Source organism: Paenibacillus sp. MER 99-2, from assembly GCF_023714095.1.
GTDB lineage: Bacteria > Bacillota > Bacilli > Paenibacillales > Paenibacillaceae > Paenibacillus.
In genome coordinates, this window is record NZ_JAMAUZ010000010.1 from 108490 (window position 1) to 124844 (window position 16355).

General features: G+C 45.9%; 12 protein-coding genes. 7 read left to right on the forward strand and 5 right to left on the reverse strand.

Annotated elements, in window-relative coordinates; translation table 11 throughout:
- Positions 1-221: 221 nt before the first annotated feature.
- Positions 222-854 (reverse strand): uridine kinase, encoded by a 633-nt coding sequence (gene udk / locus M3636_RS26105; protein WP_145052078.1) that lies wholly within the window; start codon positions 852-854, stop codon positions 222-224.
- A gap of 371 nt (positions 855-1225) precedes the next feature.
- On the opposite strand from udk, the gene M3636_RS26110 reads away from it, so the two are divergent.
- From M3636_RS26110 to M3636_RS26125, 4 genes are all read left to right on the forward strand, one after another.
- Complete coding sequence (locus M3636_RS26110; RefSeq protein WP_251384471.1) at positions 1226-2059, forward strand: PRD domain-containing protein; 834 nt, start codon at positions 1226-1228, stop codon at positions 2057-2059.
- Between the two features lie 137 nt (positions 2060-2196).
- A complete protein-coding gene (locus M3636_RS26115; RefSeq protein WP_251384472.1) occupies positions 2197-4125 on the forward strand; it encodes a beta-glucoside-specific PTS transporter subunit IIABC in 1929 nt (642 codons plus the stop codon).
- Positions 4126-4166: 41 nt separating this feature from the next.
- Positions 4167-5624 (forward strand): glycoside hydrolase family 1 protein, encoded by a 1458-nt coding sequence (locus M3636_RS26120; RefSeq protein WP_128099893.1) that lies wholly within the window; start codon positions 4167-4169, stop codon positions 5622-5624.
- 6 nt (positions 5625-5630) lie between these two features.
- Positions 5631-6596: a 2-keto-3-deoxygluconate permease gene (locus tag M3636_RS26125; protein WP_251384473.1), complete on the forward strand. Its 966-nt coding sequence runs from the start codon at positions 5631-5633 to the stop codon at positions 6594-6596.
- Positions 6597-6758: 162 nt separating this feature from the next.
- Here M3636_RS26125 and M3636_RS26130 read toward each other — a convergent pair whose 3' ends face one another.
- The gene (locus M3636_RS26130) at positions 6759-7442 is read right to left on the reverse strand and encodes a type 1 glutamine amidotransferase domain-containing protein (protein ID WP_251384474.1); all 684 of its coding nucleotides are present in this window, start codon (positions 7440-7442) and stop codon (positions 6759-6761) included.
- A 267-nt stretch (positions 7443-7709) separates the two neighbouring features.
- On the opposite strand from M3636_RS26130, the gene M3636_RS26135 reads away from it, so the two are divergent.
- Positions 7710-8357, forward strand: coding sequence for a TetR/AcrR family transcriptional regulator (locus M3636_RS26135; RefSeq protein WP_251384475.1), 648 nt, complete (start codon positions 7710-7712; stop codon positions 8355-8357).
- Positions 8358-8550: 193 nt separating this feature from the next.
- Positions 8551-9015: a hypothetical protein gene (locus M3636_RS26140; RefSeq protein ID WP_128099897.1), complete on the forward strand. Its 465-nt coding sequence runs from the start codon at positions 8551-8553 to the stop codon at positions 9013-9015.
- A gap of 243 nt (positions 9016-9258) precedes the next feature.
- On the opposite strand, the gene M3636_RS26145 is transcribed toward M3636_RS26140, so the two are convergent.
- Positions 9259-12285, reverse strand: a complete 3027-nt coding sequence (locus tag M3636_RS26145) for a DEAD/DEAH box helicase (RefSeq protein ID WP_251384476.1) — start codon at positions 12283-12285, stop codon at positions 9259-9261.
- Positions 12282-14054 (reverse strand): SWIM zinc finger family protein, encoded by a 1773-nt coding sequence (locus M3636_RS26150; protein ID WP_251384477.1) that lies wholly within the window; start codon positions 14052-14054, stop codon positions 12282-12284. Before M3636_RS26150 ends, M3636_RS26145 begins: the two co-directional genes overlap by 4 nt.
- Positions 14055-14338: 284 nt before the next feature.
- On the opposite strand from M3636_RS26150, the gene M3636_RS26155 reads away from it, so the two are divergent.
- Positions 14339-15169, forward strand: a complete 831-nt coding sequence (locus M3636_RS26155; protein WP_251384478.1) for an endonuclease/exonuclease/phosphatase family protein — start codon at positions 14339-14341, stop codon at positions 15167-15169.
- A 122-nt stretch (positions 15170-15291) separates the two neighbouring features.
- Here M3636_RS26155 and M3636_RS26160 read toward each other — a convergent pair whose 3' ends face one another.
- Entirely contained in the window at positions 15292-16119 is an 828-nt protein-coding gene (locus M3636_RS26160) for a methyl-accepting chemotaxis protein (protein WP_128099901.1), read from the reverse strand.
- Positions 16120-16355 lie beyond the last annotated feature (236 nt).

The window sequence follows — 16355 nt, forward strand, 5'->3', positions numbered from 1 at the left end:
CGTAGATTCATAGCCTTATACTTTAAGGTGTTGGTCGTTATGTTATTTAAATGAAAATAAATATGCTTCAAGAATACCCTATTTCTAATCTTTTGAGAAGTAGATATTTCAACATTTTGGAAAATGAAGTGATGTTTCCAAGCTGGACTAGGGATTGCCCTAGCAGCACGCTCAAAAAAGTGCAAGGACAGATCACCTAATTCAGTAGCTTCACTGATATATTAAGCTTGGTTCCAGTTCTCTCCGGTGAGGTATTTCTCGGTGAGGATGGATAACATCTGAATGCCGACTTCATTATGTCCACCTTCGGGAATAATGATATCTGCATATTTTTTGGATGGCTCGATAAAAGCGTCGTGCATAGGTTTCACAGTCTCGAGATATTGCTTGTACACCGATTGAATCGTCCGTCCGCGTTCCTCGATATCCCGCAGCACTCTGCGCAGAATCCGTACATCGGAATCCGTGTCTACGAACACTTTAATGTCCATTAAGGCACGTAGCGTTTCATCGATTAGCACATGCAATCCTTCTACAATGACGATATGGTTCGGTGCCAGTTCAACCGTCTCATCGGCAGCACGGTTATCTATGGTGAAGTCATATACGGGAGCATACGCCGCTTGGCCTTTTTTCAACAGGGTGAGATGCTCAATTAACAGATCATTATCAAAAGCAAAGGGATGATCGTAATTGGTGAGTCGACGTTGCTCAGGTGTGAGCTGCGACTGGTCTTTGTAATAATTGTCTTGGGATATAAACGTTACTTTACCTGTTCCCAGACGGTCTATAACGGAGCGAGCTACCGTCGTTTTACCGGATCCGGTTCCTCCGGCGATACCAATGATGAGCATGGTTATTCCATAAACCTCCCTAGAATGGCAGCATAATCATGGATGAAGAGTGCGATATCTGATCTATTCATCACTCTTATCCACATGTCTGTCTGTGAATGCACAATTCCTTTATTGTACCATAGGGCACTTCTTTTTTCACCTGAAGCAAGTGACCATGTTTTGCCTACTTGGGAGATTGTGCGCATACTGTCACGAATGGAATAGCCCTTGTCCAATTTTTCCTAATTTTGAATGATTGACTTTTTGGAGGACAGGCCTATAATAATACATATATACTTAACACGGACTGTTACTGGGAGAGCCAGGCATGACCGAATTCGATTATTTAACTGTAATCGCTTTCGGTCTTTTTTTATTTCAGGCGGGGGGTGAGGGCATTGAAGGTTATTAAAAAAGTAAATAACAACGTGGCAATTGCCATTAATGATAAGAATGAAGAGGTATTCGTCGTAGGTAAGGGTGTAGGGTTTCTGAAAACCCCTTATGAGCTGACGGAGACGGATCTGGTTGAGAAAATTTTCGTGGCACCGAAGAACATCCGTATGTATGATCTGCTGAACAGCATTCCCATTGAGGATATATATCTGGCAGAGGAAATCATCAAGCTGGGCAGTCAGATTTTGAATAAACAATTTAACACGAACTTGCTTCTCACCCTGTCCGACCATATTAGTTTTGCACTGACCCGGCATCGTGAAGGTGTGCATATCAAGAACCCGTTGGAGTGGGAAGTTCGCACCTTATATCCAGATGAGACCCGTGTGGGTGAGACAGCGTTGAAGCTGATTCAGGAGAAAACGAATGTGGACTTGCCAGCGGCCGAGACGACACTGATTGCCCTACATTTTGTGAATGCACAGGTGGGCTCGGGTGAGATGAGTGATACGACCAAAGTAACGACGGTAACGGGTGAGATTTTGTCCGTGATCAAATATGCGCTCAAAATTGACTTTCAGGAAGACTCCATTCATTTTATGCGATTTGCAACACATATAAGGTACTTCATCATGCGACAGATGAGCGGCAAATCGCTGAAGGATGAGAATGAATCACTTTTCCTGATGGTCAAAGAGAAGTTTCCCAAGGAATTGGCCTGTGTTGAGAAAATCGCTGATTTTCTGAGTAACAACTATGGCTGGACCTGTTCTGATGATGAAAAGTTATATCTCATTCTGCATATTCAACGATTGATCTCGAATTAACCAACCGAATAACAACTTATGGACTGTTACTGATTCGATCAGGCATGACCAAGCGTAGGGAATGACGATTCCTCGGCTTGGTCATTTTTTATATACATTTAAATTTATCGTTCATTTTCATGTAGAGGAGAAGGGTCATGAACAACCAAGACTTGGCTAAAAACGTGCTTGATCTTGTTGGTGGGGAACAAAATATCTCGGGTCTGACGCACTGTGCAACCCGGTTGCGATTTGTATTAAAGGATGATAACAAGGCAGATCTTAAAGCGCTGGATCAGCTTGAGGGTGTGCTTCGCGCGCAGAACTCCGGCGGTCAGGTGCAGATCGTTATTGGTGCAAAGGTAGACGCTGTTTACAGTGAGGTGAGAAAACTGACTTCAGACCGAATCGGCGGGGGAGAAGAAACTGCCGATAATGGACCGAAGAAGAGACGTAACCCTGTCAATGTGGTACTTGAGACCATTGCGGGAATATTTACACCTGTACTGCCGGCCCTGGTAGGCTGTGGGATGATCAAATGTTTGTCCACCGTCATGGCTGCGATGGGATGGCTTGAAGGTTCAGGCTTCCTCACGATCATTAACATGATTGGTGACCTCATCTTTTATTTCCTGCCATTCTTCCTGGCAGTTAGTGCAGCACATCGTTTCAAAACCAATCCATACCTGGCAGTAGCGCTTGCTGCAGGTCTGATGCATCCAACGATTTTGAATGCTGCTGCTCAGATCGCTGATACAGGTGTAAGTACAATCGATTTCCTGGGTATGCCAATCCTACTCATGAAATATTCATCTTCCGTCATTCCGATCATTCTGGCGGTATGGATTATGAGCTACGTATATCCACTCGTAAATCGTGTCATTCCTAAGTTTTTGCAAGTTTTGCTTACGCCAATGATTGTCCTATTTATTATGATTCCACTGGAGTTAATCGTATTTGGACCGGTAGGTTCACATATTGGTGACTGGCTCACGAATGGAATTAACTCGTTATTCTCAACCGCAGGTGTTCTGGCGGGGGCTATTCTTGGATTCTTCAAACCAATCATGGTTATGTTCGGTATGCACTATGCCATTATGCCGATTCAGGTTCAACAAGTGGCCACATTGGGGGCGACTGTCTTGTTGCCTACAGCACTCGCGGCCAACTTGGCTCAAGCAGGCGCAGCCTTCGGTGTCTTTTTCCTAACAAAGAGCAAAACCATGAAATCCGCAGCGGGATCAAGTGGTTTCACAGCATTGTTCGGTATTACTGAACCGGCGATCTATGGGGTTACATTGAAATACAAACGCCCATTCTTCGCAGGATGTCTTGCTGGAGGTCTGGTTGGTGGATTCTACAGCCTGGTGCATACAACGGCCAACGCGATTGCCCTTCCGGGGGTATTGGCACTGGGTACGTACACATCTGACCGTTATATGTATGTCGTTATTGGCTGTATTGCTGCAGTGGTACTGGGATTTGTGTTCACGTTGATTGCGGGCATTAAAGAAGACACCGCAGGAGCTACAACGAAGCAACCAGCTAATGATGCAGTAGATGGTGTACAGTCCGTAATTGCGACAGAGCAGGTTTCCGCATTCACTTCTTCTCAGGATTCGACATCGACAGACATGTTGATCGTAAGTCCAATGACAGGGGAGATTAAACCGATCTCCGAGGTAGAGGATCAGGCTTTTGCACAAGAGCTAATGGGTAAAGGCATTGCCGTGGTTCCAACAGAGGGTAAAGTGTACGCTCCATTTGATGGTGTGATTGAGGCACTTTATCGTACCAAACACGCCATTGGTTTGAAGGCGAACAATGGGGTTGAGATTCTCATTCATATTGGAGTGGATACCGTCAGTCTGAAAGGGAAATATTTTAACGCTCATATCACACAGGGACAAGCCATCAAAGCAGGTGATTTGTTGGTGGAATTTGATCCGGAGGGCATTACAGCCGCAGGTTATAACACCATTACGTCTATTGTGGTAACTAATATGCAGCAGTATGGAGATGTCCTAACTACAGCAACCAGTGGCCCGATCCGTGAAAGTGAAGCGCTGATTAAGCTGATTCCATAACACGTTAAAACTACTAACAAAACGTAACGGAGGAAACTGAAATGACGAATACCAATTTTCCAAAAGACTTCTTGTGGGGCGGGGCCCTATCGGCCTGTCAGGCTGAAGGTGCCTATGATGTAGATGGCAAAACGCTGACCATTCCAGAAGTGATGAAGTTTAACGAGAAGAATGATCGTAAGGTGACCAAGCAGATTCGGGTCAATCGTGAGATGATCGAAGAAGCTAAGAATGACCCGGATATCGTGAAATATCCGAAGCGCCGGGGGATTGATTTTTACCATAACTTCCGTGAAGATATTGCCTTGTTTGCCGAGATGGGCTTCAAAGTGTTCCGTTATTCCATTGCATGGGCGAGAGTATTCCCAGGTGGCGACGATGCTGCTCCAAATGAAAAGGCACTACAGTTCTACGATCAAGTCATTGATGAGTGTCTAAAACACGGGATGGAGCCCCTGATCACGATCAGCCACTTCGATACACCAATTGTACTGATGGACAAGTTCGGCGGATGGTATAACCGTAAGTTGGTTGATCTCTATGTGAACTACTGCGACGTGTTGTTCAATCGCTACAAGGGAAAAGTGAAATATTGGGTGACGTTCAACGAGATCAATATGAGTGTAAAAGCTTCTGCCAAGACGCTTGGCATTATTGATTATGATGCTCCTAATTATGAAGAAATGCTGTTCCAGGGCTTGCACCACCAATTTGTAGCTGCGTCCCGAGTGACTAAGATGGCTCATGAGATTGATCCAAATAATCAGATCGGCAGCATGGTGGCTTATTTTACAACGTATCCTTATACCTGTAAGCCAGAGGATGCACTTCAGATGCAGCAGGATGATCAGATGAAGAACCAGTTCTATCTTGATGTATTGAATAAAGGCGAATACCCGTATTACAGCAAGACGTATTTCAAGAACAAAGGAATTCAGCTCAATATTGAAGACGGCGATCTAGAGGGCATCCGGGCGCATACGGCTGATTTCGTGGGCATGTCGTATTACAATTCGATGATATCCAGTAGCGACACGGAACAACTTGAATTAACAGCAGGTAACGTGCACAGTGTGTACAAAAATCCACATCTGCCTGCGAACGAATGGGGCTGGCAGATTGACCCGATTGGTCTTCGCTATACGCTCAATCTGGTCTATGACCGGTATCAGAAGCCTGTCTTCATTCTGGAGAACAGCTCAGGTTTCTACGACAAGCTGAATGAAGACGGAACGATCAACGATCCATATCGCATTGATTTCCTAAGCAAGCATATCGAGCAGATGGGACTTGCTATTGCGGATGGGGTTGAGGTACTGGGTTACACGATGTGGGGACCAATCGACATGATCAGTTCAGGTACGTCTGAGATGAGCAAACGGTATGGATTTATTTATGTGGATCAAGACGACTATGGCAACGGCACGCTAAAAAGATCTCGGAAGGATTCCTTCTTCTGGTATCAGAATGTGATCCGTACCAACGGAGCAGAGCTGTAATTCTCCATGAATATTTTGGGTCGTATGAAGAAAATTCCCGGCGGCTTGCTTATCGTGCCTATGATGCTCGCCGCTATAATCAACACGGTGTTCCCGTCATTCTTTCAGATTGGTGATCCCACCACAGCACTGTTCACGTCCAAAGGCACCATGGTGCTCATTGGCATGATTTTGCTGGTATCAGGCACACAGCTGAACCTATCACAGCTTCTGGTAACCTTAAAGAGAGCGGGTGTGCTCTGTGCCTCACGGATTCTCATCAGTGTGCTGTTTGGCTGGGCATTCGTACATTTCTTCGGAATCAGTGGCATTGGCGGTGTATCTGCAGTAGCTTTTATCGCTGTCCTGACAAGCTGTAACCCGGGATTATATCTGGCCTTGATGAACACATACGGAGATGATGTGGATCGTGCTGCGTTTGGTATTCTGAATCTAATCGCTGTTCCGGTTATTCCGGTCATGATATTGAATACGGCGAGCGGGGTCGGTATAGATCTGCTCAGTGTGCTGGCTACACTGGTGCCTTTTCTCATTGGTATCCTGCTTGGTAATCTGGACGTTAATATTCAGAAGATGTTCGCGCCTGGGACACTGATTCTGTTACCTTTCCTGGGTACAAGCTTCGGGTCGAACATTGATCTGCGTATTGCATTTCAGTCCAGTCTGTCCGGCTTGCTGGTCACGGTGTTGTTTATGCTGATCTGTATGCTTCCGCTCATTGGAGTTGATCGGGCAATCCTGAAACGACCGGGTTATGCCGCTGCTGCAACATGCTCGGTTGCTGGACTATCCATGGTTGTACCGTCAATGGCAGCGGAATTCAATCCCGCATATGCACCGTATGTGGACACAGCCATCGCTCAGATCGCGTTTGCCGTGATTCTGACCTCGATAACCGTTCCTTATATCGTGAAGCGGTTGGCAGGAGCAGGAGTGAATGCTTCGATAGCGGCCAATAAATCAAGCCATTGATTCAAGCAAATGAGTAGTAGATGATACTTTAGGTTTATAAATGAAACAGCACGTTATCCGTCTTAAGAAGCCGGGCAACGTGCTGTTTCGTTTTGTTTCATCTATATCAATTCATGGGGGAGATGAAGGTTTAGTGCTGTCTTCAGTCTTGTGTCTTATGTCTTACAGACCAAGCAGTTCTTTGACGCTTTCGCCTACTGCTTTGCTGGACTGTGGGTTCTGACCCGTAACTAGGCGACCATCAGTTGTCACATAAGAGCTGAATGCAGCCGCTTTGTCGTAGCGACCTGCACGTTCTCTCAGTGCGTCTTCCAGCAGGAACGGAACGAAGTCAGTTTGTTGTGCCAGTGCTTCCTCTTCATTAGTGAAGCCGGAAACGGTTTTATCCTTGATCAGCAGCAAGCCATTGGACAGCTTCACGTTAAGCAAGGCTGTAACACCGTGGCATACACCGGATACAACGCCGCCTTTTTCATAGATTTCACGAGAAAGCTCTTGCAGCTCAGCATTATCCGGGAAATCCCACATTGTACCATGACCACCTGTGAAGTAGATCGCGTCATAGTCGCTGGCTTTCACGTCGCTTGGTTTCAACGTATTTTTCAATTTGTTCATGAACGCTTCGTTCTCATAATAGGCTTTGGTACTTTCATCTAGGGAATCACCCAGACTTTTCGGATCGAGAGGTACATTACCGCCGAGTGGGCTGACCAAGTCGATCTGTACATTGTCATTATGATCGAATTCCTCAATAAAGTGAGTTGCTTCACTCAACCATAAGCCGGTGGGCTCGTCCTTTGTTGCGTATTTATCTACATTGGTCAGGACAACTAATATTTTTTTCATAAAGAAAACCTCCTGTGTGATGTATCGTAATTTAAATTGTGTAAAATATAATTTTATAAAACTCAATTACCTAAATATATCATAACCAAATTTCAAAGTAAACTAAAATGCCGAAAATAGTTTAGTTGGTATAACATATCTATTTCGTCTTTCCGTGCTATACTTTATATATCGCCTATTTGGTGCACCGTGAAACAATCGCATGATTTGCATCGAAGCTATAACAACAAAGATAGGTAATTGAATGCATATAGAGGAGGGCACTCCATGAAACGTCTGGAGAACTCACAGAAATTTTTGACCAAGATGATACCTGTGCTACGCACAACGGCAATTAGTTCGCTTCGAATGGATGACGTGGCCAGGCATATGGATATCAGCAAGGCAACGCTATATAAATACTTCTCTTCCAAAGAGGAAATTATCCAGAATATTTTGGAGGATTACATCGCAGAGATCCATGATTCCAGAGCTACGATGATGGATGACTCGATATCATTCGAACGTCGCTTCCAGATTGCGTACCAGCATTCCATCTCACATGTGCTATATCTGCCTGAATTTTTCTGGAGTGATGTGAAGAAGCTGTATCCAGCAATTTTTGAGGGTTTTTCGACTGCATTGCGCCATCATAGTGAGCAGTTATGTCACTTTTTTGAAGAGGGAATAGATCGAGGTGTATTTAATCGAATTAATCCCATTCTGTACATGATTCAGGATGAGGCAGTCATTCGAAAAGTGGCCGAGCCAACATTTTCAATTATGTATGATATGACCATTCGCCAGGCGCTGTATGATTATTATCTGATGAAGAAGAACCAGTTATTGAATCCAGAGCGCATTGCATCTCTCGATGATCAGCCTGTAAAAGCACATATTCACGAGTTGATTCAACAGCTATCACGAACGATGTAATACGGGGATTTAGGTAACCAATTGGGTTGAAATATATCTGAAAATGTAAGTACAGGATGGTTACGGGATAGGTTGATCCAAACATTTTAAATTTAATTTTAAATGGATTGTACAACTAGGTCTTTTGATATAGAATATCGGAGAAAACCGTACTATATTGGTACATATTACATATCCAATCGGAGGACAACAGATGAAACGGACTGGCAAATTCTTCACTTCGACAATGGTTGCTGCTATTGCAGCAGTATCGATCGTTGGCTCGGCTTCGGCGAGCGCAGTTTTTAACTCGAACACTTCGAGCATTAATGCGATCGACATCAGCAAAATGGACATCGAGACTGCGCTGATGATGGTTCAGCAAGAACGTACTAAATTACTGGATGCTCAATTGCAGATGCAAATTCAGGAAGTTCAGAAACGCAATCAACAGATTGCAGACTTGAACGCACAATTACACGTTGCTCAACAAAATGGTGATGAGGCTTTGGCTCAGCAGTTGAAGAACCAAATTGATGCAGCAAGTAATTCACAGCAAATGGACATGCTTCGTTTGCAGTCCATGTCGAACAAGCGCAATGAGGCTTTTGATTTGATGACTAATTTTGTGAAGAAAATGCAAGATTCCAGATCCTCCATCATCGGTAACATGCGATAAGCGAGAAGCGCAACCGCAATATAATCTATAACTAGGTAGGTTGGAGAATTCGAAGACCGGTTCTGGTTATAACCCAAAAGAGCGAAGCACGGACCTTAAGTTCCATGCTTCGCTCTTTTATTTGCATATATTCACCAGGGTGAATGCTTTATCTTCTTATCGTCACATGTTTCATCACGGTGAAGTTGCATATGTTCTATATTCCATCGTCTGATGTGAAACGAAATGAACATGACGGATCGGTTATCCTGACCAGTCCCGCCGGCGAGTGAATAGATCTGTCAGCTCATCTGTCGAGAGCTCTGTTATCCAGTTCTCGGAGCTGGTAATGATATTGTCGCTAAGCTGCTGCTTGCTCTCAAGCATCTCGTCGATGCGCTCCTCCAGTGTGCCTAGGGAGATAAATTTGTGCACCTGAACATCCTTGGTCTGACCCATCCGGTAAGCCCGATCAGTGGCTTGATTTTCCACGGCAGGGTTCCACCAACGGTCAAAATGGAATACGTGATTGGCGGCTGTCAGATTAAGACCCACACCGCCAGCTTTAATCGAAAGAATAAAGACAGATGGCTGTTCTGCTGCAGGAAGTGTCCGTGACTGGAACTGATCGATCATGCGATCTCGTCCTGTTTTGGAAGTCCCACCATGCAGATACAACACAGGTTCTTGCAGTTCTTGTTGCAGCACTTGCTGTAACATCTGCCCCATACCAAGATATTGGGTAAAGATAAGGCAGCGCTCGCCCTCTTCTCGCAACTCACGGACAAGCTCCATCAACCTTTCCAGTTTAGCAGATCGGCTAACGAGCATTGCCATGTCTTGTGGGCTGTACACGTCGTACGTTGCACCTGAGTCCTCCGATGTCACGGTCTCTGGGAAAGCTTCCTTGGTCAGCAGCAGTGGATGATCGCAGAGCTGCTTCAATTGCGTCAGTGCAGAGAGGATCGCACCTTTGCGCTTAATACCTTCTAGCTCTTTCATCTTATCCATCAGAGCCTGAACGGATTGGTCATATAGAGCACTTTGTTCACCGGTAAGGTGAATGTAGGTTTTCATCTCGTTTTTGTCCGGCAGATCAAGCTGGATATTCGGATCTTTTTTCTTGCGGCGCAGCATGAACGGTTTCACTAACTGCTGCAAGTCCTGCATGCGCTGCTCATCCTTATCCTTTTCAATAGCACTGATAAATCGTGTTTGGAACGCTCGTGCACTGCCCAGATAACCCGGATTAATAAAGTCATAGATGGACCATAGCTCAGCCAATCGATTTTCGATCGGTGTACCCGTCAATGCGATTCGGTGTTTCGCAGGGAAACTGCGAACGGCCATCGATTGCTTCGTTTGGGCATTTTTAATATTTTGTGCTTCATCAAGGCAGATGGATGCCCAGGTATAGGACTGCAGCATCTCTTGATCGAGTGTTGCCGTTGCATAGGATGTAATAATGATATCCACCTGCTCTGTAGCTGAGCGGAATGCTTCTTCGCTAAGTCGTTTGGCTCCATAATGCAGCATCATGTTTATGGAAGGTGCGAATCGGCTAATCTCTTTCTGCCAGTTGCCTAGTACGGATGTTGGACAGATGAGAAGCGCTGGTGCTTGCCCTGGGGAACGTGTTTCATTTTCCTTCAGATACAGCAGATATGTGATGAACTGGATCGTCTTACCGAGTCCCATATCATCGGCAAGGCATGCACCGAGTCCGAACCGGCGCAAGAATCCGAGCCATGCAAAGCCTTCTTTTTGATAGGAACGAAGCTCAGCTTGTAGCCCTTCCGGAATAGGTAGGGAAGGTGCACCACCTTGTCCGCCTCCGAGCTGTGCAATCACCCTGTGTAGATGTTCATTCAGCTCTACCTCCAACCGGATGTTCTCATTCGCTTGTGGCTGCTCTTCTTCCTCGGCTTGCTGCCCTTCCTTCCATTTCTGGTTGCGATATTCCCGTTGTTCATTGTGCAACAGATGCAGGTGCAGAATATCTTGGAAGGAGAGACCTTGCTCCCGATCCACGCCGCCCATCGCTCTTCGAATCTGCTCAAGCAGAGCAGGATCCAGAGGAACCCATTCTCCGCGAAAACGAACGAGCCGTTCATTACGAGCCACTAGATCAGCGAATTCCTCTTCCGTCAGATCTGAGTCGCCAATAGCTATGCGCCAGTCAAAATGAATGATGGAGTCCAGTCCGAAGAATGACTGTCCGCGTTCACTGCCTTCCTCCGGCTTAACCTTCGCACGCAGCTTCGGCTTTTTCTTCCGTGCAGCTTCCCACCAGCCTGGCAGCAATACTTGCCAGCCCGACTCCAGTAGTCGTCCGCTGTCAATCGTGAGAAACTGCCACGCCTCCTGATCTCCTAGCGGATCGCTGAGTACATCACGGCTACCACTGACCTCACGGCTAATGCGTGGGAGATGTGCCCGCAATTGTTCCAGCCATGCGGCAGATCGATCTATAATGAAGGCTGTCCAGCCTTCAGGCCATTCCCCCTCCAGCCGGCCACGCGAATCCAGTCGCACTGGAATGAGTGAAGAGGCATCCAGCTTGTTTTGCAGCACCAATCGTAATCGCCATGAAGGCTCATCATCGTCTGGTTCCAGCAATTGTAGAAGTGGCCGGAAGGGAGCGGCATCTGCTTTCCAGCCGATAGAGACGAGCCATGATTGGGCATCCATGCCAAATGTCCGCGGAGGTTCGCCATTCTGCGGGAATAGCTGCGGGAACTCGCGTCTCAGATCTGTGGCTGCTTCCTCCGTGCTGTACCATCGCTGGAATACGGAAGCGGAGTAGGCAGCACCTAGACCTTCGCTATAGCTCTCATCGGTTTGCTCTATGGCTTTGGTCAGCGCGGCGCGATCCTGTTGCTTCATCCGGTCTGAATCCCAGATCCATTGCAGTTGCCCTGTGCGATGAGCCACAAAGCTAGGAATATATTTACGATCTTCAATCGTGGAAGCCAGTACTGGAGCGAGCTGAATCAGATGGGCAGCCTGCTCATCCCATCTCCATTCAATATGCAGTAAGGTGTGCATGTCTGCGAAGAAAGGGATCACTTCTTCTGCGGGCAGCACTACAAGTTCAATGTCTTCAAGCTGGCGGATTTCGAGCTCCGTACCATAGAACGAAGGAGCATGCCAAGCGAATAACCGTTGCTTGAGTGATTGTCCGGATACAAAGTGGTGGGTATTGAGTGCGCCATAAAACAGGGCATCCCCGTATCCCGTTAAGGCAACGTGAACTTCAATCGTTTCGGTGTAAGGATGGTTAAGGCTCATGAGATTAATTTACCTTTCCGAAGCTCTTCCTGCAGCGCACGCAGTCTGCTATTGCGAACCGCGAGAGCCGTGATGAACTGCTCCCAACGTTCTTCTTGCTTCAATTTTTTGTATAGTTTCGCCAGTCGCTTTAGCAACTTAACTGCTGCTTTGTACCCGTCTCTGTTTTTGTGTCCAATATAACGTTCGACGGCCTGATGGTAGAAAGGTAGCAGCAGTTCGGGCGCATCTTTCTCGATGGGTTGAAGTATTGCGACACGGAATTCGAGTGGCTCCGCCCCCGTACTAAGTTGAAAATCGATCCAACGCCGCCACTGGCTGCGACGATGAAGGGCATCCTCATAGGCAGGCCGAGAATGGGGCAACATGCTAACTAACGTATTCCACATCGTATCTTCTGTTTTGGGGAGCTCCTGAATAACAGTGTCCCAGAGTTGCATGTAATCATGCAATGGATCATTGCGACGATTCGCGAGCAACGGTCCGAGCTCCGCCAGCCACTGTCCAAGCCTGTTCCAATCCAGTTGCTCAACCAGGACGTGCAGGAAGTGCAGTACATGCTCTGGTGGAATGCCATAGGCTGAGCTTCCGCTCGTTAAGATCTGCCAAGCTTCGGCATCCCGTTTCAGATGGAAGCAAATCCAGCCCTGTGCTAACACCAAAGGTAGTGGAAGCGAGGGTGGTCTTCTTTTCGTTATGCTGGTTCCTGTGCCTGAACTACTAGGGTTCATATTTAGCACACTGCCAGGAGTTGTACTAGTAGAAACGGAGTCATCACTTAATTTATGTTCAATGTCGCGTAGAGCTGTTAGTTCAGCTTCTAGCTCGTCTTGTTGGTGTAGGTGAGGCACTAGCCAGTTTAACCACAAGTCGCGATAGATGGATGTAAATACCATGATGCTAGACGTTTCCGACAACATTTGCTTACGAAGATAGGTTACCGTTTCCTCAAGACGTTTCCAATGCTGCGCGTGCTGCTCGTCAGTCAGATTAGATAGATCGAGTGAGCGATTTAGCTCCTTCTCTATGCTTCTCTGAAGGGCATCTACAGCAAGCTGGGCAGGATAACTAAGATAAACAGGCGAATTGGTGTTCGGATTACGGCCAGGTATACAGAAGCGCATAAGGTACATATGCACGTGTAGGTCAAATAGTTGATCCATGCCTGGAGACAGCTTGGGTTTAATCGCATAGAGCTCGTCCGTAGCTGCCTGTATATAGCTTGTATTTGCCGTGCCTATCCCTAGACGATTGAGCGCATTTTGAAATAGTTTATGCCATTCCGGAATAGGTAGCTGAGCAAGATCCATCGCTTGTTCCTTTATTTGGCTGTACAGATTGTCTGGTGTCTCAAGCTCCTGTACACGAGTTTCAAATTCCGAGCGTACCGATGATATAGCAGGGGCAGGCTTCACGGATTGTTTCAGTGCGGTGCTCGAATGTGCGTTCACAATGGCATGAACAGGACGTCCCATGCTTTCAGCGTAACTCATAAGAACAGCGATCATATGTTTACAAGGGGAATGTACTGGGCAAGGGCAGTCGCTTGTCGGTATGGACTGCATACTCAGCAGCACTCCATATTCTTCAGTACCTTGAACCATGGCATGGATGCCTTGCTGCTGCGTGAATGTTAATGGGCCAACACGTTTCTGTTTATAATATTGGAATCCGCGCATAATGGTCAGGTTATCGAAATGATCCGCAATTTCACGAATCAATTGTTGCCACTGTGCATCATCCATGATCATTTCATTGGGTATGTTCATCATTCCATCTCCTGGGGAAATCATAGGTTCATCATTCAACGCGTTCTGACGTTAAAGGTGTGAATTTAATGTATATATCATATCAGTTATAGGACAATCCGTGCAGGAGTTCTGTAAATGAAACAGATATTTGGTGAATTCATTTCTCCGTAAAGACAAGTTCATCGTAGCCATATGTATGCGAAACTTGTGTGTATTGTGTATGCTTAGGGTATGTATTCTACTGAGGAACCATGCAGGAACAGACGATACCTAACATTAAAAGATCAGGCAGGAGAGAGCTTATGAAAATACTTACCTTAAACGCACACGCTTGGGCAGAAGAAAATCAATTGAACAAGATTAGCCAATTGGCTGAATTTATTAATACACATCAGTTTGACATCATCTCCATGCAGGAGGTCAATCAACCGATTCAGGAAGAAGCGCTAACTGCGGCAGAGCTGGAGCATTATTTTCGCATAGATTCGGACACCGTGGTCAAAAAAGACAATTATGCTTATGTGCTGTTAACACAATTATCTGAAACGTATTACTGGACCTGGATTCCTACGCATGTCGGATTCCGCACATATGATGAAGGACTGGCGATTCTGAGCCGAACGCCAATTACACAGGCTTTTGGGGAATATGTATCCCATATGCAGGATTACAACAACTACCGAACACGTAAAATCGTTGGCATTCAGACGGTGGCTGATGGAGAAGAGGCGTGGTTCGTCAATGGACATTACAACTGGTGGGATGATGACCAGGAGCCTTTCAAAGGCCAGTGGGATCTGACCGAGAGCAAGCTTGCGCCATATATGAACGAACCTTTGTATATGATGGGGGATTTCAATAATGTAGCGGAGATCCGGGAACAGGGGTATGACTATATGATGAGTCATGGCTGGCATGATCTCTATACCATGGCAAAACAGAAGGACGATGGCGCAACAGTTGTGAAAGCCATTGCTGGATGGGCGAATAACAGTCAGCCACTGCGTATTGATTATATTTTCTCGAATCGTCCTGTTCAGGCGAAGTCTTCAACGGTTGTGCTTAACGGTAAGAACGGGCCTGTTGTATCTGACCATTATGGTGTTGCGGTCGAAATTGACATGAATAACTAAGGTAAACCAAGCAAAAAGCCTCCGCTGACTTCCAAATAAGGAATGGCAGGACGGAGGCTCTTTGGCGTCTAAGCATATATGTACATATAACTTCAAGGGTATCTTGCATGTTAAAACTGAGGTTATTCGAGCGATAACATCTTATGCACGAATGTTTTGAGATCTGCGCTGGTGTGGCTCAGCTTATCAATACTTTCCATGAACTCACTTACGAGCTGTGCTTGATCTACCGTTGCCGTTGTAATCTGACCAATCTCTTGTTCCATATGTTTCATAGAGTCCTGAACACTCCCGAGGGAGGTTTCAATATCAGCCGCCGCTTGTTTCGTATGATCGGACAATTTGCGGACTTCGCTCGCAACGACCCCGAAGCCACTACCCAGATCACCTACGCGAGCAGCTTCAATCATCGCATTCAAGCCAAGCAGGTTCGTTTGTTCGGATACTTCACGGATCACGTTGGTTACTTTGGTTACACTTACCGAATTCTCTACCGCTTGCTTGGAGTTACGCAGAATCTCTTCTGATGTTGCGGACAGCTCTTCTGAATGTGCAGCGATTTGTTGAATACCACCAACGAGGGCGTTAATTGTACTTTCATTTTCACTAATTAGCGACTCTAGCGTCATGTGATTATCCAGTGCATAGTTTACACCCAGAATACCTACAACCTGATCATTTTCTTTAATGGGAATGAGAATGGCATCGAATGGTCTACCTTGCAGATCGCCAGGCATCCGTGCCACGGTACGTGTATCTTTGTTAACTAACATTTTGAAATTCTTATAGTCATCATGCAGCTCATCGCCGACTTTTACACCGATCTCCAGACTTTTTGCTTCGGAAAAATATAAAACTTTCTCATGATCATTAATAGAGATGGATACATCATCACGGAACATTTGACTGACAAAAGGCATTGCATTTACCAAAGATTCAAGCGTATTCAAATTTCATCTTTCCTTTCCAATACAAAAAGTGGAATTTCCAGTCTAATACCTATATCGGCAAGGCATTCCTTTTTTTAAACCATTGTTTAAATATTTGTAGAGGTTGTTCAAAAAGTTCGCTTTTGATTACGAAGGATGCACGAGCAGCATCTCAGCATCGAAGATGGAATTCAGCCGAAATGTCCGTTGCTCACGTAGTCCTGCCTACGCTCCGCTACTCCATTTCTATCTTCATC